We start from the raw sequence: 20,353 nt of genomic DNA on the forward strand, positions 1-20,353 counted from the left end.
AGGGCGTGGACGCGTTGCTCAAAGAATTGCCGATGCACCAGGGACTGGCGCGGGTGTTTGGCACATTGGGGCAGGAAGGTTTCTGGCGAGCGCTGGTGGACACCTTGCGGCTACTGGTACCACTGGATAACGCGTTGGTCGCGGTGATGCGGTCAGGGCGGGTGCCGCGACTACTGATCGATTTCGATTCCAAGGGCGGCGCCGACGAGCATGAGGAATTGGCGGACTACAGCGCCGGTATGTATTTGCTCGATCCGTTTTATCAGGCCGCGTGCGCTGGTATTGCCGATGGCTTGCACAGCCTGGCGTCGGTGGCCCCCGACCAGTTTCAGCAGAGCGAGTATTACCTGAGCTACTTTCGCTCGGTGGTGGGCAGCGACGAATTGCAGTTCATGGTCAACGTTGACGGAGCGGTGCTCGGTTTATCCTTGGGGCGCACGACGGCGTTCACCCTTGAGGAACAGGGCCGTCTGCTGTGCGTGCGCGATTGGGTGCTGGCGGCCATGCGCCGTCACCTGCAACTGCTGCCCCCGGAAGGGCCGACCGCCGAGGCCGTGGCCGGCGATCTGGCGACCCTGCTGGACCGCTTCGACGCACGTTTGTCGGGGCGCGAAGTCGAGACGGCGCGGTTGATCCTCCAGGGCTTTTCCAGCAAAGCCATCGCCCAGCAACTGGGTATTTCCCCGGAAACGGTGAAGGTGCATCGGCGCAATCTTTACCACAAGCTCAACGTTAACGGGCATGGCGAGTTGTTTGCGCTGGTGTTGCAGCCGCGTTGACCTTTGGATCTTCAATTACCCCTGCCTGAACACCAACGCCTTCAACCCACACTCAACATCGGCATCGGGAAACTCCGGCGGATTCTCCAACCGTTGCTCAAACCGCAGGCTCGGTGCTTCGCGAGTGACGCCGTCGATGAGGAAGTCCGCGCCAAAGGCCGGATCATTCATGCAGGCCAGCACCGTACCCTGAGGGCTGAGCAACTCCGGGAGACGGCGCAGTACGCGCTGATAATCCTTGGTCAGCAGAAAACTGCCTTTCTGAAAGGACGGTGGGTCGATGATCACCAGATCATAAGGGCCGCTATTGATCACTTTGCCCCAGGACTTGAACAGGTCGTGGCCGAGAAAGCTCACCTTGCTCAAGTCATGGCCGTTGAGCCGGTGATTGTCGCGACCACGGCTCAGGGCCGCGCGGGACATGTCCAGGTTGACCACATGGGTAGCGCCTCCCGCGATGGCGGCCACTGAAAACCCGCAGGTATAGGCAAACAGGTTCAGCACCCGCTTGCCGTCAGCATTGGCCCGCACCCAATCGCGGCCGTAGCGCATGTCGAGAAACAGGCCGGTGTTCTGTTTGCGGCCCAGGTCCACGCGATACTGCAGGCCGCCCTCGGTGATCGTCATTTCCTCGATCGGCTCCCCGATCAGCCATTCGGTGGTGCTTTCTTGCAAATAGCGATGTTGCAGCAGCAAGGTATGCGCGCCTGAGGCTTTCCACGCAGGCGCCTGCGTGATCGCCATCAGTCGCTGCTTCAAATCATCCAGTTGCGACGCTTGCGGCTCCTTGAATACGCAGACCAGCACCACGCCCTGGAGCCAGTCGACGGTCAATTGCTCCAACCCCGGCCAGCAGCGCCCACGGCCGTGAAACAGCCGACGGGTTTCTGCGGGGGCGGCCGCAAGTGCTGTCAGCAAATGGTCGTGGAGGATGGAGAGGGCGTCTGGATTCATCGGGCAAGGTCGGCAATGTAGAAGGGGGCGGCATTTTAACCACAATTACGCGCTGACAAACGGTCGTGTTTGTCGGCTTGAACAGAGAATGTCCAGGACAACCGCATCAAAAATGAATTTTCCGCGAAGTCCGCTGCTCATACCTGAATAGGAGGCGGATTTGAGCCCGCGCAACCAATGAAACAATCAGGGAGTGGCACAGTGATGAGTCCAGTATCGACGGCGGGCGCGCATTTGTCTGACGGTTTGATTCTTGTGGTTGAGGACGACCCGTTGATCCTCGAGTTTCTTTGCGAAATTCTTCAGGAGGAAGGTTTTGCGGTGAAACCACAGATCAGCGCGGATGCGGCTTCGCAGTTTCTGGAGCAGCACGCGCCGGAGGTGGGGCTGTTGCTGACGGACATCACCATGCCGGGCAAACTCAATGGCGCGGACCTGGCCAATCAGTTTGGCGACCGTTGGCCAGACAAACCGATCATGATCATGTCCGGCTTCGAAACTCCGAAAAGCTCCGGGGTCAAGCATCCGGTTTCGTTCATTAAGAAACCCTGGGCGGTGGGGCAGTTGCTCGATTGTGTGCAACGCGCCTTGCAGTCGACCCGAACCCTGTAGGCGCTGGTGTACATTAGCTGACAACATTTGCCTGGCTCTTGCAAAAGGACGTCGCCCTTTGTCTGTCAAAACATCCCTGCTCAACAGGTCATTCCGTGGCTTGCTGTTCGATATGGACGGCACCGTCCTCAACTCCATCGCCGCCGCCGAGAGGATCTGGACTACCTGGGCCGTGCGCCACGGCGTCGATGTCGAAACCTTCCTGCCGACCATCCATGGCGTTCGCGCCATCGACACCATCAATCGCCTGGCGTTGCCCGGGGTAGATGCCGAAGCTGAAGCGGCGTGGATCACCGAGGCGGAAATCGATGATGTGGAGGGGATTGTCGAGGTGTCCGGCGCGGCGAATTTCCTCAAGTCGCTGCCCGCCCACCAATGGGCCATCGTCACCTCTGCACCGCGGGCCCTGGCGTTGCGCCGAATGGCCGCGGCCGGTATTCCCGAGCCTGGCGTGATGGTTACCGCTGAAGATGTCAGCGCCGGCAAGCCCGATCCTGCGGGCTATCGGCTGGCGGCTGGTCGACTGCAGGTGGACCCAGCCGAGTGCCTGATCTTCGAAGACGCCGACGTCGGAATTCGCGCAGGTGAAGCGGCGGGTGCCAACATCATGGTCATCACCGCGACCCACGTTCATCCCCTTCAGACCCGGCACGCCACACTGGCCAGTTATGACTCGGTCACGAGCCATGTGGATGCCAATAACCTGATCCGTTTACACTTTTTGTAATCGACACGGCCCTGATGCGGTCAGTTCAGTAGATCCCCGGAATCAATCGCCAGCTACGGGCGCAATAAGCTTCGTATTCGTTGCCGAACTGCGAGCGTAACAGCGCTTCTTCAGAGCGAATGCGGGCGATCAGCGGTATCAACATCAGCGCCACCAGCAGTAACCCGACACCGGAACGAAAGGCCAGCGCCCAGCCCACGCCATTGATCAGCAGCCCCAGGTAGCTGGGGTTGCGCACATTCCGATAAATTCCGTCGGTGACCAGACGGTGTCCTGGCTGAATCGCCACTAATCCGCTGAAGCGCTTGCCCAGTACAAACACCGGCCACATCCGCAACGCGCCGCCGCCAATGAACAGCAGCGCACCCAGCCAACGCACGCCCTCGCCACCGAAGGTCCAGAAGTCGATCCGGTCGGTGTAGGCCGGCAGATACCCGCTCAACAACCCGAGCACCCCGAAAACCGGCAGCACCCAGCGATTGGCCCGGTCTTCACGTTCGCCGGGGCTCAAATTGCCCTCACTGAACAATGACACGATCGCCATCACCAGGGTTGCCAGCGCAATGACCACCAGCGGTGGATGCGAGAAAAACGCCGCCAACCCGCCCAGCCCGAACACCGCGAGAGCGAGGTAGGCAAGGGTGCTGACGAGGGCGAAAAACGCGAGTTTGGCTGAGATTTTCATAACTGATCTCGCAAAAAGGGCATATCACCAGTGTAGAGGGCAGTCCGTTATGAGAGCGGTAGTCGTCGAGCAGGGTGAACTAAGCTTGGATAAGGATGAGCCTGTCCGTTCACTTCCGGCCCGTTGAAAGATCTCAACGCGCCGGTGCTGTCACAAGGAGCACACGATGCTTCACATCAGAACGCCCCTGATTCTGCACCCGGGTCTGTCGACTCCGACCCGGCGAATCTGGCTCAAGCTGGAAAACCTGCAACCCAGCGGCTCGTTCAAACTGCGCGGCATGGGCCTGTTATGCAGTCAGGCGGCAGAGCAGGGCAAGCGCAAAGTTGTCTGCCCTTCCGGTGGCAATGCCGGTTTGGCCACGGCCGTGGCCGCCGCCAACCTTGGGCTGAAAGCCTGCATCGTGGTGCCGAACACGACCCCGGAAACCACCCGCGCCAGGATCAGGAAAACCGGTGCCGAGGTGATTGTCCATGGCAAGGTCTGGGACGAGGCCAATCAGCGGGCGAAAGAACTCGCGAAGGGCGCAGACACCGAATACGTGCCGGCTTTCGATCACCCGGTGTTGTGGGAAGGGCACAGCACCATGGTCGATGAAATCCTCGAGGACTGTCCTCAGGTCGATGCGTTGGTGACATCCGTGGGGGGCGGCGGTTTGCTGGCGGGCCTGCTCACCGGCCTGATTCGTCATCAGCGCATGGATTGTCGGATCGTTGCGTGCGAAACCCAGGGGGCGGCGTCGTTCGCTGCCGCCATCGCTGCCGGGCACCCGGTCAGATTGCCGCGCATCGACACCGTTGCCACCTCACTCGGCGCCGCGCAAGTGGCCGCCTGGCCGGTGCAGCACATCCTTGATTTCCCGCATGAATGCGTGGTGCTTAGCGATGATGAGGCGATCATGGGCGTGGTTCGTTACGCCAACGACCTGCGCCAGTTGGTCGAACCGGCGTGTGGCGTTTCATTGGCGATTGCCTACCTCGACCATCCGGCAATTGCCGAGGCCCACGACGTAGTGATTGTGGTGTGCGGCGGCGTCAGCATCAGCGCGCAGTTGGTCGCCGGCTGGGCACGCCTGTCTGCCGGGGTCGAAAAACACAGCGTTGAAGCAAGGTAGGGCTGTCACTAGCCCTACCGCTTACGTTTCAGACTTTATTGACCGGCTGGAACACCTTCTTGAACGAGGATCGCTCTGGCCAGGTCTTCATCGCTGGCCTTCAGGTCGGGATGATTCTGGCGAATTTCCTTCAATACCGACTCCAGGTAAACGCCACGGATCGTGCCGCCGCTGGCGACAAAACTGGAGGCGTCATCCCGGGCGGGAATGACCATTTTGTGATCCTTGAACGTTGAGTACAGCGATGCGGATACCCCGGCTGAGGTGGCGACATCGCCCGCATCCACACGGGCCATGGCTGAGCCAAAGGGCAAGCAAAGCACGAGTGAAGATACTAAAAACAGACGGCGCATGACGGCGTCCTCCGAAGCGTGAAGCGTAAAAGAAGTAACACATAATTTAGGATGCCTGGCGGTGGTCAGGAGTTCCCTGCCGATCGACACCTCACTCAATTCCAGCCAGATCTACCGTCATGCGACCCGTAGCGGGAGCATCGATGCTCTCGACCAAGCGCTCACCGGCGCGTTCGAGCAGCGGATACGCCAGGGCGGCGATGTGGTGATGCATGCGCCGGTAATCACGCAGTACCCGCTGGAAAATATCACCGGATTGCGCCCAGGTACTTTTGTCTTCCTGCAACTGGCGAAAGTGCTCGCGGCTGGCGCAGGCTTCGAGCCTTCTGACGGTCTCCTTGCGCTGGATCAGTTGATGGGCGGTGGCGATGTCTTCGCGCAGGAACACGGTGATCGCCAGGCTCAGGCTTTCCAGAACGGCGTCGTGCAGCGGGGCGATGTTGCCCAGTTCGAAGGCCGAGAACTGTTCACCCCGACGCAAGCGGCGCATGGCCAACTGCGTGAGGCTGCTGGAAAGAATGTCCGCGGCATGTTCGAGGTTGATCACGAACGTGAGGATTTCCTGGGAACGATCAGCATCGCTGTCACTGATGCCTTCCTTGCCGATGTCGGCCAGATAAGCGCGAATTGCCGCGCTGAGCAGGTCCAGGGATTGATCGATCCGCTGCACTTCATCGGCGCAGGCCGGTAGCGATGTGTGGAACAGCTGCAGCATCCGGCCGAGCATGGTCGAGAACATGTCGGTCATGCGCAACGCTTCGCGAGCGGCATTCGACAGGCCGATGTTGGCCACTTCCAGGCCGGCCTCGTCCAGATAGCACGGCATGCCGGGATCGACATCCCGCTCAGGTGCCGGCAGCAGTCGGGTGAGGGCATTGGCGAGTACGTCGGTCAGACCGATGAACACCAACGCCAGCAGTAGATTGAAACCGGTGTGCAGGCACACCACCAGGGTCGAGGGCGCGAGCGGCGCCTGAGCGAGCAACCCGGCAAACGGCAAGGCCGCCAGAGCACCGACCGCACGCACCAGCAGGTTGCCCAGCGGCAGGCGTCGGCCGACGCTCGATCCGGCGTTGATGACCGAGGGCAGCGCACCGCCAATGTTCACCCCCAGCACCAGCGCGACGATGGTGCTGGCCGAGAGCATGCCAGTGGCGGCCAGCGAGACGATCAGCAACACCACGGCCACGCTGGAGTGGCACAGCCAGGTGAGGATCAGCGCCACCAGCAGCGCAATGACCAGATCGCCCTCGAGGCTCTGCATGATCAGCTGGAAGATCGGCGTGCCTTCGACTTCCGCCAATGTGGAGCCGAGCATGTGCAAGGCCAGGAGCATCAGCCCCAGGCCGATCAGTGCACAACCGACGCTTTCGTAGCGCGAGTCATCGCGCAGACGAAAGACGATCAGGCCCGCCAGCAAAACGCTGGGCGTGAGCATCGACACATCAACGCTGAGCAATTGCACCACCAACGTCGAGCCGATGTTGGCGCCGAGCATCACCGCCAGGGCCGGCGCCAGTCCCAGCATCCCGGCGGCAGTGAACGAGGTCGCCATCAGGCTCACGGCGGTGCTGCTTTGCAAGACCCCGGTGATACCGATCCCCGACAGCAACGCCATCCAGCGGTTGTTCAGGTTGTGGCCCAGCCACTGACGCAGCGGCGTGCCGAAGCCGCGTAACAGCGCCGAAGAAATCATATGAGTGCCCCATAGCAACAGGGCAATGGAGCCGGCGAGGTTGATCAGTAGAGTAGTTCCCGACATGAGGGCTCTCCCTTGTTTCGTATTGCATTTATTGAAGGCCCGGAACCCGGCTCGTGGTATCTGAATAACACCCGTGATTGTGGTGTTACTTGATGGTCCGCAACTAATTCCAATAATTCAGATTTTTTACGGGCAATAAGAAGTTGTCGGATTCCCGTTTAAGGAAACCGTTCTGGAAGGACTTTGAAGTGCCTTCAGATCAACTGAAAATGCATGCCCCGATAGACAGGCCGAGCATCAGGCTCGCCTGCTGGAAGAGGCGCGCGATGCGCCGACTTTGTGGGTCCTGACTGTCGTCGAAGCTCCAGCGTTGCTGAAGCCGGCCGGTTGTCGGGCAGACACGCCAGTTGGCACGAGGGCGCACCTTGGCGTGGGTAGAAGGGGCGGAGAACGGGGCGCAGAGCCGAGTCGTCGGCAGACGCTCACGGCAGGGCTTGACCCGCATGGTCGATGCAAAGGCGCGTACGCCCGGCAGTACAGTGGTTTTGAAGTTCATAACATGCCTCTGGGCCGGACTGATTCCGGTGAGGCAAGTTACGGTGGAGCCTCAAGCTCTAGCGCAGCTCACCCGACCGAAAAGTCGAGGCCCGTCATTGTCTGGGTTATGTGCCAGATCCTGCGTGTGAGCAGTCATCCGACAGCGACTAGATACTGTGTCCATTGAATTCTTTTGTGAGTTGAAAAAAGCCGTTGTTATCGGCCGGCGCAATTTACTCAGGCAGGTTGGCAAAGTCAATCGCCGATAGCCGGTTAAGGTTGTGTTGAAGGGGGAAGTTGGAAAGTGTTCAGGTCAATGACAGTTAATTGTTATTTTGAATGATCGTTAAATGGGAAATTAAACATAGAGTGTGAACGCCACGTAGCAGACCGTATGAAGTCATGCTGGCGATATCCTCCAGCCTGATCGATTATCGCATCCAGGGCTGGCTTGAATGAGTGGAGGGCAGGTGAGCGTCGATATCGAATGCGTGGTAGTCGGGGCTGGCGTGGTCGGCCTGGCGGTGGCCAGAGCCTTGGCCCGGACCGGACGAGAAGTGATCCTGGTCGAGGCGGGCGAGGGGATTGGCGTGGGCATCAGCTCGCGCAATTCGGAAGTGATCCACGCCGGGATCTATTACCCGAGCGGCAGTCTCAAGGCGCAATTGTGCGTGGAGGGCAAGCAACGCCTGTATACCTTCTGCGATGAGCGCGGTGTCGATTACCGGCGCCTCGGCAAGCTGATCGTGGCCACCGATGACCGTCAGCGCCATGCCTTGCAGGCGTTGCTGGAGCAAGGCCGGCGCAACGGTGTCGATGACCTGCAATTACTGGATGCCGGTCAGGCACGAGCGCTTGAGCCGGCGTTGTTTTGTGTTGCAGCGCTTTGGTCACCGTCCACCGGGATTGTCGATTCCCATGCCTTGATGCTGGCGCTTCAGGCCGATGCCGAAGCCTGGGGCACCTCGGTGGCCTTTCATACGCCGCTTACATCGGCCCGTTGTACCGAACAGGGTTTCGAGCTGCACATGGGGGGGACTCAGCCGATGACCTTGAGCTGTCGTGAACTGATCAACTGCGCCGGACTGTCTGCGCCAGAGGTGGCGAGCCGGATCGAAGGCTTGCCGGCGCGGCACGTGCCCAAGGCCTGGCTGTGCAAGGGCAGCTACTTCAGTTTCAGCGGCCAGGCGCCGTTCCGGCATCTGGTTTATCCAGCACCGGAAAGCGCCGGGCTGGGCGTGCACATGACTCTGGACCTGGGTGGTCAGGCCCGTTTCGGGCCGGATGTCGAATGGGTCGAGCAGATCGATTATCGCGTCGACCCCCATCGTGGCGAAGGCTTCTATCAGGCGATCCGGCGCTACTGGCCGGCGTTGCCCGATGACAGTCTGCAACCGGCCTACAGCGGCATCCGCCCGAAAATCAGCGGGCCGACCGAGCCGGTCGCCGACTTCATCATCAGCGGCCCGGACATTCACGGCGTACCGGGCCTGGTCAATCTGTTCGGCATCGAATCGCCGGGGCTGACCAGTTGCCTGGCATTGGCCGAACGGGTGGTGCAGCGTTTAATTCGCAATGAAACACTGTAGCAGCTGGCGAAGCCTGCGTTCGGCTGCGTAGCAGTCGTGAATCCTGCGCACGTGGTTTATCTGACCCACCCGCAGCGTATGGTTTAGCGACTGCTGTGCAGCCGAACGCAGCCTTCGGCAGCTGCTACAAAGTCGTGCGGCGCAACCGATGATCAGGGTTTAGGCTGCAACCAGCTGCGAGGACTATTCTTGGCAATGCGCCCATCGCCATGGGAGATCTCTGATGATCAACGTACGCACTGCCCGCATGCTCGCCGATTACAAGCGCTGGGCCGATCAGCGACTCTTCGACAGCCTCATGGCGCTGCCACCTGAGGAACTCAATCGCAAACGGGTGTCGGTGTTCAATAACATGATCGGCGCCTTGAACCACACCTATGTGGTGGATTGCATCTGGCAAGCTCATCTGGAGGGCCGGGGGCACGACTTCAAGACCTCCCATGGCCTGCTCCATACCGAGCTCGCCGAGTTGCGAATGGCGCAACAGGAGATTGATCAATGGTTCTGTGGCTGGAGCTCGGCCCAGACCGAGGAGTCGCTGGATAAACCCATCGAATTCACCTCCATGTCGGGGGAAAGCGGGGTCATGAGTGCCGGCGCCATGCTGTTGCATGTGGTCAACCACGCCAGCTATCACCGGGGCTGGGTGATCCAGATGTACTTCGACATTCCGGCCATACCGCCGATCACCGACCTGTCAGAGTTTTTGCGCGAGGTTCCCGGGTATTGAGTCGAGCCCTGGCCCGATAACAGCATAAATCCGCTGTGGGAAGTGGCCCTGTGGCGAGGGGGCCGCTCCCACATTGATCTTCTTTGTTATGGAGATTGGGTCAAGCCTGGGGAATCAGGTTCTGCCGGCAATCGAGCACCAACCGCGCACCCCCTAACTCACTGCTGTCCACCTCCAGCGTAAACCCATGCAGGCTGGCAATCGCGGCTACGATCGACAGGCCCAGCCCGAATCCGCTTTGCGGGTTGCCGCCTTCGGCGCGATAGAAACGCTGAAACACTGCCTCGCGCTCGGCCGGCGCAATCCCGGGGCCGGAGTCGAGCACTTCAATGCGCGTGTGCCCCGCGTCATTCACCCCACGCAAAATCACCTGGCCACCTGGCGGGGTGAATTTGATCGAGTTGCTCAGCAAGTTCGCCACGGCTTCAAACAGCAGAGCGCGGTCGCCGTTGAGCCCGGGCAAGGATTCGGGCATTTGCAGTTCAAAGGTCAGTTCGCCTTCTTCCGCCAGCGGCAGATAAAAGTCATGCAACTCCCGCAGCAACGGCACCGGGTCCAGTCGCACGAACCCCGAACGGCGCTGGCGATCCTCCAGCTCGGAAATCCGCAACAAGCCACGGAAACGCGCCATCAAGGTGTCCGCCTCGCCGAGCACCGAATCCAGTTGCACGGCCAGTGTCGAGCCTTCATCGGCCTGTTGCTGAATCCGGTACAGCTGCGCCCGCAGACGAGTCAGCGGCGTGCGCAGGTCATGGGCGATGTTGTCGCACACGCCCTTGACCTCATGCATCAAGCGCTCGATGCGTTCGAGCATGGCGTTGACGATGGCGGCGAGCATGTCCAGTTCGTCACGGCGATTGGACAACGGCAGGCGCCGGGTCAGGTCGCCGGCGACGATGGCTTCGGCGCTGGCCTGGATCGCCCGGATCCGCCGCAGCGGGCGCCGTCTCAATAAATGCCAGCCGGCGATGCCCGGCAAAATCGTCAGCGACACGCCCCACAATAGCGCGTGCAGGATGATCCGGGTCACGGCAAACAACGAACCGTTGTCCCGCACCAGCACCAGCCAGCGGCCGTCCAGGGTTCGGGTCGCGACGGCGTCGCAGCTGTCGGCGGGCAGGGTCGGGTCGTCGGATTCGGCGCAATCGCCGAGCATGTGAATTTTGCCGTCCAGCGGCAGTTCTTCGGGGATCTGGCGCAAGGCGCCGCTGAGGTAGCGCTGCTGGTCATCGAACAGGCCATAGGCATCGATGCCGCGAATGTCGAAGGTCATGCTGGCGGCGAGGGCATCCACCAGTTGCTCGCCCTGGAAGCGTGAAAACAGATGCTGACGTTGCATCAGCGAGTGTTTGGCGAGGGTGTCGAGGTAGTTGGACACCTCGTAATACATGACCCCCATGAGAATCGCGCTCCAGGCGACGAACAGCGAACTGTAAAGCGCCAGCAAACGGCTGCTGGAGGAACGCCAGCCTTTAGAGGGGTTCAGCAATGACATAACCCGAGCCTCGCACGGTCCGAATCAGTGGGGCTTTGCCTGGCGGGTCGATTTTCTTGCGCAGACGGCCGATGTGCACGTCGATCAGGTTGGTGCCGGGGTCGAAGTGATAACCCCAGACTTCTTCGAAAATCATCATCCGCGACAGAATCTGCCCGGTGTTGCGCATCAGAAATTCCAGCAACTTGTACTCGGTGGGCAACAGCGTCAGCAACTGGCTGTCGCGGCTGGCCTCGTGGCTGATCAGGTTCAGCTCCAGATCGGCCACGCGCAACGTAGTGGCCTGGGCGGTCACGGTGTTCTGCCGGCGCAGCAAGACTTCGACCCGGGCGGCCATTTCATCGGTGGCGAACGGTTTGGTCAGGTAATCGTCGCCGCCGGCACGCAAGCCACGCACGCGTTCATCGACGTCGGAGAGGGCGCTGATCATCAGGATCGGCGTGGCCACACCCATGGTGCGCAAGGTGGTGACAATCGCCAGGCCATCGAGCTCCGGCAGCATGCGATCGAGGGTGATCAGGTCGTAGTCGCCACTGACGGCGCGCTCCAGGCCTTCGCGGCCATTGTCGACCCAATCCACCTCAAGGCCGTGGCTGCTCAGTTCGGCGACGATTTCCCGGGCGGTCACGGCGTCGTCTTCGATGGTCAAAATACGGGTCATAGGGCTTGCCTGATAATCGGTTCAATACGAAGTTGAGGCATTTTGCCAAGAATTACATGCGGCTGATTAAATTAACTTTCATGTGGTCTCGTGAGGCTGGTCGCAACATTGATATCATCCAGCCATGACTCTAAATGGAAGCTGCACTGTGCGCACTTTAATGGTTCGTGGCTGGATGCCAATATTTGTGCTGTTGTGCCTGTTCGGTTCATCCGCCTGGGCTGCCAATACGCCGTGTTCGGGGAAGAAGGGCGGTATCGATCGTTGCGACGGCGATCTGTTCCTGTGCAATGACGGCTCCATCAGCGGTTCAAAGAAAAGCTGTTCGGCGATGTTTGGCACTAAAAGCCAGGCGCGGCCGCAGACGCTGTTACAGGAAACCGAAGGCTGCGCCTGCGGTACCGGTACGTTCTGCACCGGGCCAAGAGGCGGTGTGTATTGCCTGACGCCCAGCGGCAACAAGAGTTACAAGCGCAAGTAATTCGTTTGCAGCCAAAAAACGCTTAGCGCAATGCTTAGCGTCGATGTTGGATAGGACGCAGGTGTTTTCACTGGCCTGGATCAATATTTCCTTCGGCGATATTTCCTAACATAAAAAGATCCAGCCCCATCTCGCGGTATTGACTACATTGCTTGGACGCGCAGCTGATGCGTTGTCGAAGTACCAGTGCAGACCTTCTCGTTGTTATTAGTCAGGTGGCCCGCAAGGTGTAGTGCAGCATGGAGCTGAAGAATCTCACCTGAACCTTTCACGGATGAACAATCGCAATGCAACGCATAAACCGAACCTTCGATATCCAGCCACTGGTGCGGGCGGATATGACTGTGTGCATCAATGGCCAGACTGTCAGCGCCGCCATCGGCGAAACCGTCCTGACGGTCATTCAGTCACTGGGCATTCGCCAGGTGGCCCGTAACGATCACGATCAAATCAGCGGTGCCTATTGCGGCATGGGCGTGTGCCAATGCTGCCTGGTGAAAATCGATGGGCGCCACAAACGGCGTGCCTGCCAGACGATCGTGCGTGAGGGCATGCGCATCGAAACCCGGGTCAACCGTATCGCCGGGCAGGAGGTTTTATGAGCCTGCAACCGGTGATCGTCGGCGGCGGGCCGGCGGGTATGGCCGCGGCCATTGAACTGGCGCGCCATGGTGTGCGTTGTACCTTGCTCGAAGAGGCTTCGCGTCTTGGCGGGGTGGTCTATCGCGGCCCCTTGCGCGATAACGTGCAACTGGATTACCTGGGGCCACGCTATTCGGAAGTGCTGGCCAAACTGCATGGAGAATTCCACGAGCAGTCGGGCCTGATCGACGTGCGCTTGAACCACCGCGTGGTCGGCGCCGAAGGCACCCGGGCGTTGGTGGTGCTGGACATCAACGAGCATTTGCAGGAGGTCGAATACCCGCAGCTGCTGTTGGCTGCCGGTTGCCATGAGCGCAGCGTACCGTTCCCCGGCTGGACCTTGCCTGGGGTGATTCTGCTGGGTGGTTTGCAACTGCAAATCAAGAGCGGCGTCGTTCAACCCCAGGGGCCGGTGGTGATTGCCGGCACCGGTCCGCTGTTGCCGCTGGTGGCCTGCCAGCTACACGCTTCGGGGGTGAGCGTCGCCGGAGTCTACGAGGCGTGCGGGTTCGGCAAGATCGCCCGGGAAAGCCTCGCGCTATTGAACAAGCCACAGTTGTTCCTCGACGGTTTGAGCATGCTCGCGTACCTGAAACTGCACGGCATTCCCATGCACTATGGCTGGGGCGTGGTCGACGCACAGGGCGAGGATGAGTTGAGTTCGGTGACTGTCGCGCCGTACTCCAGCACCTGGGAGCCAGACCTGAGCCGCGCCGAACGGATTGCCGCGCAGACCCTGGCGGTCGGCTATGGCTTCATTCCTCGCACCCAACTCAGCCAGCAAATGGGCCTGGACCATGGCTTCAGCGATGACGGCTACCTGCGGGCCAGCGCCAATGTCTGGCAGCAAAGCAGCGAACCCCATGTGCATCTGGCCGGTGACATGGGCGGCATTCGCGGTGGCGAGGCGGCCATGCTCGCGGGACGAATCGCAGCAGTGTCGATCCTGCTGCAACGTGACGTGCTGGATGCGGAGTTGGCGCGGGTCAGACGTGACCGCTACCTGTCGAAACTCAAGTCCATCGTGCGCTTTCGCGCCGCCGTCGACCGTTACACCGAACGCGGTGCCGGGCAGACCGCATTGCCGGTCGCCGACACGGTGATTTGCCGCTGTGAGCACGCGACCCGCGCCGACATCGATCGGGCGCTGGAGCAGGGTGTGCAAGACCTGGCCAGCCTGAAAATGCGCACCCGCGTGAGCATGGGCGACTGTCAGGGGCGGATGTGCGTCGGTTATTGCACCGACCGTTTGCGCGAAGCCACCGGGCGGCAAGATGTGGGCTGGTTGCGACCGCGCTTTCCCGTCGACCCGATTCCTTTTTCAGCATTCCAGTCTGTCGGCACGGAGGCTGCAAGCCATGAGTAAGTTCTACGACGTGATCATCGCCGGCGGCGGTGTGATCGGGGCGTCCTGCGCCTATCAGTTATCCAAGCGCAAACACCTGAAAGTCGCGCTGATCGACGCCAAGCGACCCGGCAACGCGACCCGTGCTTCGGCCGGGGGCTTGTGGGCGATCGGTGAGTCGGTGGGCTTGGGCTGCGGGGTGATTTTCTTCCGCATGATGTCGGCCAATCGCAAGCGCGAAGCCCAGGGCGCGGCGGTGGCGGTGGACTCCAGCACGCCGCATATCCTGCCGCAGTCGTTCTTCGATTTCGCCTTGCAGTCCAACGCGATGTACCCGGATTTGCACCGGGAGCTGCAGGACAATCACGGGATGGATTTCAAGTTCGAGAGGACCGGCTTGAAATTCGTGATCTACGACGATGAAGACCGGCTCTACGCCGAGCACATCGTGGCGTGCATTCCGCACCTGGCGGATCAGGTGCGCTGGCTCGATCAAGCGGCACTGCGCGAAGCCGAGCCAAGTGTCAGCCATGAGGCGAGGGGGGCGCTGGAGTTTCTCTGCGACCATCAGGTCAGCCCGTTCCGCCTGGCCGATGCCTACACCGAAGGCGCGCGGCAAAACGGTGTGGACCTGTACTTCAACACCAACGTCACCGGGGTGCTGCATCACGGCTCGCAGGTCACTGGCGTGCAGACCTCCGAGGCCGGTGTGTTCCGTTGCGATACGCTGATCAACGCTGCGGGTGCGTGGGCCGCCGACCTCAGCGAGCAGGCCACCGGCATTCGCATTCCGGTGAAACCGGTGAAGGGCCAGATCCTACTGACCGAGCGCATGCCGAAGATCCTGCGCGGTTGCCTGACCACCAGCGACTGTTACGTGGCGCAGAAAGACAATGGCGAAATCCTGATCGGCAGCACCACCGAAGACAAAGGTTTTGACGTGACCACCACCTACCCGGAAATCAGCAGCCTGGTGCAAGGCGCAGTGCGCTGCATTCCGGCGCTCGCCGACATCAACCTGAAACGTTGCTGGGCCGGGTTACGTCCTGGTTCGCCGGACGAACTGCCGATTCTCGGGCCGATGAAAGGGGTGCAGGGTTACCTCAATGCCTGCGGACATTTCCGCACCGGCATCCTGACCTCGGCGATTACCGGCGTGGTGCTGGACAAACTGGTGAATAACGAGCCGTTGCCGCTGGATATCACACCGTTTCTGGCGGATCGGTTTGAAGTGACGCCGGAGGTCGAATCGAAAGAAGCGCACATGGCTTGACCTCAACCTCACCACAGACGCGCGAGCGCTGTGGTGAGGGCGCTTGTGCCGTCACTCTTTAACGCTCATGAACTCCTTGGCCCAACGAATGTAGTCCTCCGGCTGCGTATAGGTATGCGTTAGTTCGGTGGCGTTCAGGTCGGAGGCCTGGGTGAAGATCTGGCGCTGTTCACGCAGGCTGTCATAAGTGGCTTTGATCGCTGCGAAGTAGGCGCCATGGCCGTCGATGGTGACTCGCACGCCCAATTCGGCCAGGCGTTTGTCGTCGCGCAGCAGCGGGTTGCCGTAGGTGACCAGCATCAGCGGTACGCTCAGGTGTTCGGCGATCTGTTCCAGATGATCGAAATCCTGCACGCCCACCATGCAAATCCCGTCGGCCCCGGCCTGTTGGTAATGCTGGGTGCGGCTGATGATTTCCTGGACCGGCAGGATCCCTGCGTTGGTGCGGGCGATGATCGCCATTTCCGAATCGACCCGGGCTTCCAGCGCCGCGCGGATCTTGCCGACACCTTCGGCGACCGTGATCAGGTCGGTGGACTTGCGACCGAATTGCGCCGGTAGCAGGGTGTCTTCGATGGTCAGGGCGGCCACGCCGGCGCGTTCGAGTTCGACGATGGTGCGCATGACATTGAGCGCGTTGCCGTAGCCGTGGTCGGCGTCGGCAATGACCGGCAATTGCGCCACTCGGCCGATGCGGGTGGCCTGTTCGGCGAACTCACTGAGGGTGATCAACGCAAAATCGGGGGCGCCCAATACCTGCAACGACGCCACCGAACCACCCAGGATTCCCACCTCAAAACCCAGGTCGGCGGCGATGCGTGCCGACATCGGGTCGAAGACAGAGGCCGTGTGGTAGCAGATGCCGGAAGCGAGCAGTTGGCGGAAATTACGGCGTAAATCTTGGTGAGAAAGCCTGGACATACGAGTTCCACCATATAAAGGAATGGAAGGGCTTGAGCAAAAGTGTCAACGCCGAAGGAACAAAAGGCTATCACGCGGGCGGGTAAAGGATGATGACGAATTTTTTTGGCAAGTGAACGCAAGATCTTTTCCGCTCACGCCGCTACCGCTTGCTGCTGTTGGTTGAGCAGCGGCACCGCGCGTACCGAGCTGCCGGGTTGCAATTGCAGGCGTTTGGCGGTGAGGCGGTCGACCACCAGGCTATTGCCCACCAGCCGCGCCCGGGCGGTGGTGATGCGGCAGTTTTCCAGGCGACGGTTGTGGATCAGCCATACCGGGGCCTGGTCGTCGGGCGTGCCGATGGCCAGCACCAGTGATTGGCTGTCGCGCACCGCGCGGATTCTCGACACCGGGGCTTCGATCACCGGGCCTGCGTCGAAGATGTCGATGTAACCCTTATGGGCAAACCCCTCGGCGGTGAGGATCTTCAGCGCCGGTTCGGTGTTGGGGTGGGGCTTGCCGATCACCGCCTGGGCCTGTTCGGTGAGCAGGCAGGTGTAGAGCGGCTGGCGCGGCATCAGTTCGGCGATGAACGCTTTGCTGCCCAGCCCCGACAAGTGATCGGCATGGCTGAAATCCATCTTGAAGAAGTGCCGGCCCAGGCTGTCCCAGAACGGTGAGCAGCCATGTTCGTCGGCACTGCCGCGCAGTTCGGCGATGAGCTTGTCGCCGAACAGCTGGGGGAATTCGGCAACGAACAGCAGCCCCCCCAGCGACAGCAATCGACCATTGCTGCCATAACGTTGATCGTGTCGCAGGAACAACGAGCAGATTTCCGATTGCCCGGTCATTTCGTTGTTGAGGAACAACGTGGGGATCTGGCGCTGAATACCCAGGTCCGGCGATGAACTGACCGTGAGCCCGACCCGGTAGTTGTACCAGGGCTCTCGCAGACCGACGGCCCCGATCAGGGCACTGACGCCGACCACTTGCTGATCATCGTCTTCGAGCACAAACAGGTAGTCGGCATCCGCGCGCTCGACCTGTCCGGCGAAAGTCCGCTGGGCCCAGCGCACCCGGTGGGTCAGGCGCTCTTCGTTGGCCGGCAGGGTAGTGAACCCGGGGCCGGCCCGTTGTACCAAATCCAGTAAAGCGGGCAGGTCGGTCATTTGAACCGGGCGCAAAATCATGATGCAGCTCCTTCTTCGCGCCTGCTCGGGCGCTGTCGTTGGGCTCGGGGCCGGTTGCCACTCACAGGGCGATCAGCCGGATCGCACTGGCGTCGGTCACGTTCAAGGCCGCGCACATCTCGGCGCTCAAAGCGATAGGTTGCCCGGCGCAGTAGTCCAGTTCGGCGACGATGGCGCGGTAGTCCTTCAACGAATCGTTGCTCACCAGGTAACTGCCACGGGCGTCGATGGGCGAGCCCGTCTGCACCGTGCCGGCCTGGCTCTGGGCGATGGAACGAATGCTTGAGGTGCGGGCGTACAGCGTCGGGCCGCCGTCGAACAGGTCGATGTAGCTGTTGGTCTCGAAGCCTTCGCGCTCCAGAATGTCGAAGGCCTCCTGGCCATCGGGGTGGATCCGGCCGATGCAATCTTGCGCAGCCTGCGACAGCATCGGCACGTAGATCGGGTATTGCGGCATCAATTCTGCGAGGAATGTTCGGCTCTGCAGGCCGCAAAGCCGCTCGGCCTCGACGTAAGGCAAATCGAAGAAATGCTTGCCCAGCGCATCCCAGAACGGCGATTGCCCCTGTTCGTCGCTGTAACCGACGATCTCGGTGATCACCGCTTCGGCAAAACGTGCCGGGTGGGCGGCGATGAACAGCAGTCGCGCCCGGGACAGCAACTCGGAAAATGGCGTGCGCTCCAGTGCCGAGTCGATATGGAAACCGCGCAGCAAAGAGTGACCGCTGAGGTCTTGGCACAACGACAACGCCGGCACCCCATGCTCGATGTTCAGCTCCCGTGAGGCGCTGGTGAAATGGCGGTTGCGCAAACTGTAGAACGGCTCGCCGAACCCGGCGGTGGCGAGCACTTCCGAGCAGCCGACCAGACGGCGAGTCGTCAGGTTTTCCAGCACGAAGAAATAGTTCTCCGGACCTTGGCCCTGGACGTCTTTTTCGAACGAAGCACAGGAATCGAGAATTTTCTCCCTCAGGCGTTCGGTGTCGTCCGGCAAGGACGTGACCCCCACCAGACTGTCACGCGCCAGTTGCTGCAACTGGGGCAGGTCGGTTAACTCGACTGGACGTAAGACCAGCATGGACATACTCCTGTATCAAAGGGTTCGGCGGCTTGCACCGAACCTGACTATCACTGTCGGTTTCCACGCGTAAAATCGGCAGTCGCCTGAAATCATGTCAGACGTTGCTCTTTTTCTTGTCAGCCGTTGCTTGGGTCGGGCAGTGCGGTGCTGGCACCCAGTTTGTTGAGGAAGAATAGATAGACCAGGCCCAGGGCAATCCAGATCAGGCCGAGTTTCTGTGCATCGACGCCCATGTTGTACATGATGGCGGCGACGATGATGAAGCCGATGACCGGGCAGATCAGGTGACGGATCACCTGGCCGGATTGCTGCCGGCGCCAGTAGTAGTTGATCACGGTCAGGTGCAGCAGCATGAAGCCGCTCAGGGCGCCGAAGTTCACCAGAGAGGTGAGGGTGTCCACCGAGTTGATGAACAGGTAGCAGATCACCAGCGACAGCACCGCCACCAGATAAATGCTCAAGTACGGTGTGTTGTGTTTCGGGTGCACTTTGGCCAGCACTTTTGGCAGTTTGCCGTCTCGGGCCATGCCGAACAGCAGTCGCGAAACCGCCGCTTGGGAGGTGATGGCGACCGCCACACCCCAGGCCAGCGCAGTGGCCACGGCGGTCAGGGTGGCCAGCCAGCTACCGGCGGCGATTTCGGCGATTTCATAGAACGCGGTGTCGGCGGACTTGAAGCCCAGGCCGGCGGCCAGGTCGGTGGCGATCCAGGTCTGCACGACGAAGATCACGCCCATCACCACCAGGGTAATCAACGCTGCTTTGCCGACGCTGCGGCCCGGATCGCCCTTGATCTCTTCGGCGAGGGTCGAAATCGCATCGAAGCCGAGGAACGACAACACCGCGATCGACACCGCTTGCATCAACAGGGCGAAGTTGAACGTCTCGGGGTTGTACAGCGGCGCCAGGGTCAGCTGACCGTTACCGCCGCCACTGTGCAAGGCAGTCCAGGCGTAGAACAGGAAGATCCCCAGCACCACCAGTTGCGCCAGCAGGAAGATGATGTTCATCCGCGCGGTGAAGGTGATGCCCCGCAGGTTGACGAAAGTGGCGCTGACCAGAAAGGCCAGGATGAAACCGACTTTCGGGATGTCCGGGTACAAATGATTCAGCGCCATCGCCGCGTATACGTAGAGCAGCGGCGGAATCAGCAGGTAATCGAGCAGCATCAGCCAGCCGGCGATAAACCCGACATGTTGGTTGAGGCCGCGTTGTGCGTAGGAATACACCGAGCCCGCCACCGGAAAGGCCCGGGCCATGCTGCCGTAACTGAGGGCGGTGAACAGCATCGCCACCATGCCGATGATGTAGGCCAGCGGCACCATGCCGGGTGCTTCGGCGTTGACGTAACCATACACGCCGAACGGAGCGATGGGGATCATGAAGATCATCCCGTACACCACCAGGTCGGTCAGTGACAGGCTACGTTTCAACTCTTGCCTGTAGCCGAATTCTTCAATGTCCATGAAGCCGTTCTCCTTGATATAAGCAGCTACACGCTGC

The 20,353-nt window shown here is 60.7% G+C and carries 21 protein-coding genes; 10 read left to right on the top strand and 11 right to left on the bottom strand.

What is annotated here, in order from left to right; all coding sequences use genetic code 11:
* Positions 1 to 5 precede the first annotated feature (5 nt).
* Entirely contained in the window at positions 6 to 779 is a 774-nt protein-coding gene (locus LOY28_RS13020) for a helix-turn-helix transcriptional regulator (protein ID WP_258614102.1), read from the top strand.
* Between the two features lie 15 nt (positions 780 to 794).
* On the opposite strand, the gene LOY28_RS13025 is transcribed toward LOY28_RS13020, so the two are convergent.
* Positions 795 to 1,733 (bottom strand): class I SAM-dependent methyltransferase, encoded by a 939-nt coding sequence (locus tag LOY28_RS13025; protein WP_018928966.1) that lies wholly within the window; start codon positions 1,731 to 1,733, stop codon positions 795 to 797.
* Positions 1,734 to 1,937: 204 nt separating this feature from the next.
* Between LOY28_RS13025 and LOY28_RS13030 the strand changes: the two genes are divergently transcribed.
* Together LOY28_RS13030 and LOY28_RS13035 are read left to right on the top strand one after the other, a co-directional pair.
* Positions 1,938 to 2,345 (top strand): response regulator, encoded by a 408-nt coding sequence (locus tag LOY28_RS13030; protein WP_018928967.1) that lies wholly within the window; start codon positions 1,938 to 1,940, stop codon positions 2,343 to 2,345.
* 58 nt (positions 2,346 to 2,403) lie between these two features.
* A complete protein-coding gene (locus tag LOY28_RS13035) occupies positions 2,404 to 3,072 on the top strand; it encodes an HAD-IA family hydrolase (protein WP_018928968.1) in 669 nt (222 codons plus the stop codon).
* Positions 3,073 to 3,097: 25 nt separating this feature from the next.
* Here the strand turns inward: LOY28_RS13035 and LOY28_RS13040 are convergent, their stop codons facing one another.
* Positions 3,098 to 3,757: an isoprenylcysteine carboxylmethyltransferase family protein gene (locus tag LOY28_RS13040; protein WP_018928969.1), complete on the bottom strand. Its 660-nt coding sequence runs from the start codon at positions 3,755 to 3,757 to the stop codon at positions 3,098 to 3,100.
* A 166-nt stretch (positions 3,758 to 3,923) separates the two neighbouring features.
* Here LOY28_RS13040 and LOY28_RS13045 point away from each other — a divergent pair, with 166 nt between their 5' ends.
* Positions 3,924 to 4,871 carry a pyridoxal-phosphate dependent enzyme gene (locus LOY28_RS13045; protein ID WP_064617590.1) on the top strand — a complete coding sequence of 316 codons (948 nt, stop codon included), beginning with the start codon at positions 3,924 to 3,926 and terminating at the stop codon, positions 4,869 to 4,871.
* 35 nt (positions 4,872 to 4,906) lie between these two features.
* Here LOY28_RS13045 and LOY28_RS13050 read toward each other — a convergent pair whose 3' ends face one another.
* The 3 genes from LOY28_RS13050 to LOY28_RS13060 form a co-directional block, all read right to left on the bottom strand.
* Positions 4,907 to 5,224: a DUF2388 domain-containing protein gene (locus LOY28_RS13050; RefSeq protein ID WP_026286632.1), complete on the bottom strand. Its 318-nt coding sequence runs from the start codon at positions 5,222 to 5,224 to the stop codon at positions 4,907 to 4,909.
* A gap of 91 nt (positions 5,225 to 5,315) precedes the next feature.
* Positions 5,316 to 6,986: a Na/Pi cotransporter family protein gene (locus LOY28_RS13055; protein WP_258614108.1), complete on the bottom strand. Its 1,671-nt coding sequence runs from the start codon at positions 6,984 to 6,986 to the stop codon at positions 5,316 to 5,318.
* Between the two features lie 199 nt (positions 6,987 to 7,185).
* Positions 7,186 to 7,482 carry a hypothetical protein gene (locus LOY28_RS13060; protein WP_018928973.1) on the bottom strand — a complete coding sequence of 99 codons (297 nt, stop codon included), beginning with the start codon at positions 7,480 to 7,482 and terminating at the stop codon, positions 7,186 to 7,188.
* A 451-nt stretch (positions 7,483 to 7,933) separates the two neighbouring features.
* Here LOY28_RS13060 and LOY28_RS13065 point away from each other — a divergent pair, with 451 nt between their 5' ends.
* Both LOY28_RS13065 and LOY28_RS13070 read left to right on the top strand, forming a co-directional pair.
* Positions 7,934 to 9,052 (top strand): NAD(P)/FAD-dependent oxidoreductase, encoded by a 1,119-nt coding sequence (locus LOY28_RS13065; RefSeq protein ID WP_192350340.1) that lies wholly within the window; start codon positions 7,934 to 7,936, stop codon positions 9,050 to 9,052.
* A 223-nt stretch (positions 9,053 to 9,275) separates the two neighbouring features.
* On the top strand, positions 9,276 to 9,782 hold the full coding sequence (locus tag LOY28_RS13070; RefSeq protein ID WP_018928975.1) for a DinB family protein: 507 nt from the start codon (positions 9,276 to 9,278) through the stop codon (positions 9,780 to 9,782).
* Positions 9,783 to 9,882: 100 nt separating this feature from the next.
* Here LOY28_RS13070 and LOY28_RS13075 read toward each other — a convergent pair whose 3' ends face one another.
* A complete protein-coding gene (locus LOY28_RS13075; protein WP_018928976.1) occupies positions 9,883 to 11,277 on the bottom strand; it encodes a HAMP domain-containing sensor histidine kinase in 1,395 nt (464 codons plus the stop codon).
* On the bottom strand, positions 11,255 to 11,938 hold the full coding sequence (locus LOY28_RS13080; RefSeq protein ID WP_018928977.1) for a response regulator transcription factor: 684 nt from the start codon (positions 11,936 to 11,938) through the stop codon (positions 11,255 to 11,257). Before LOY28_RS13080 ends, LOY28_RS13075 begins: the two co-directional genes overlap by 23 nt.
* Positions 11,939 to 12,098: 160 nt before the next feature.
* Between LOY28_RS13080 and LOY28_RS13085 the strand changes: the two genes are divergently transcribed.
* From LOY28_RS13085 to hcnC, 4 genes are all read left to right on the top strand, one after another.
* A complete protein-coding gene (locus LOY28_RS13085) occupies positions 12,099 to 12,419 on the top strand; it encodes a hypothetical protein (protein ID WP_064617596.1) in 321 nt (106 codons plus the stop codon).
* Between the two features lie 287 nt (positions 12,420 to 12,706).
* A complete protein-coding gene (locus LOY28_RS13090) occupies positions 12,707 to 13,021 on the top strand; it encodes a (2Fe-2S)-binding protein (RefSeq protein ID WP_018928979.1) in 315 nt (104 codons plus the stop codon).
* On the top strand, positions 13,018 to 14,427 hold the full coding sequence (gene hcnB / locus LOY28_RS13095; RefSeq protein ID WP_230139129.1) for a cyanide-forming glycine dehydrogenase subunit HcnB: 1,410 nt from the start codon (positions 13,018 to 13,020) through the stop codon (positions 14,425 to 14,427). Before LOY28_RS13090 ends, hcnB begins: the two co-directional genes overlap by 4 nt.
* A complete protein-coding gene (gene hcnC / locus LOY28_RS13100; protein WP_018928981.1) occupies positions 14,420 to 15,679 on the top strand; it encodes a cyanide-forming glycine dehydrogenase subunit HcnC in 1,260 nt (419 codons plus the stop codon). The genes hcnB and hcnC overlap by 8 nt, the downstream gene beginning before the upstream one ends.
* Before the next feature lie 51 nt (positions 15,680 to 15,730).
* Here hcnC and LOY28_RS13105 read toward each other — a convergent pair whose 3' ends face one another.
* The 4 genes from LOY28_RS13105 to LOY28_RS13120 form a co-directional block, all read right to left on the bottom strand.
* Positions 15,731 to 16,600 carry an oxaloacetate decarboxylase gene (locus LOY28_RS13105; protein ID WP_018928982.1) on the bottom strand — a complete coding sequence of 290 codons (870 nt, stop codon included), beginning with the start codon at positions 16,598 to 16,600 and terminating at the stop codon, positions 15,731 to 15,733.
* Positions 16,601 to 16,734: 134 nt separating this feature from the next.
* Positions 16,735 to 17,769, bottom strand: a complete 1,035-nt coding sequence (astA, locus tag LOY28_RS13110) for an arginine N-succinyltransferase (protein WP_086945598.1) — start codon at positions 17,767 to 17,769, stop codon at positions 16,735 to 16,737.
* A 61-nt stretch (positions 17,770 to 17,830) separates the two neighbouring features.
* The gene (locus LOY28_RS13115; RefSeq protein WP_064617605.1) at positions 17,831 to 18,847 is read right to left on the bottom strand and encodes an arginine N-succinyltransferase; all 1,017 of its coding nucleotides are present in this window, start codon (positions 18,845 to 18,847) and stop codon (positions 17,831 to 17,833) included.
* A gap of 119 nt (positions 18,848 to 18,966) precedes the next feature.
* Positions 18,967 to 20,316 carry an APC family permease gene (locus LOY28_RS13120; RefSeq protein WP_018928985.1) on the bottom strand — a complete coding sequence of 450 codons (1,350 nt, stop codon included), beginning with the start codon at positions 20,314 to 20,316 and terminating at the stop codon, positions 18,967 to 18,969.
* Positions 20,317 to 20,353 lie beyond the last annotated feature (37 nt).

It is taken from the genome of Pseudomonas sp. B21-017 (genome assembly GCF_024749245.1).
In the GTDB taxonomy this organism is placed as follows: domain Bacteria; phylum Pseudomonadota; class Gammaproteobacteria; order Pseudomonadales; family Pseudomonadaceae; genus Aquipseudomonas.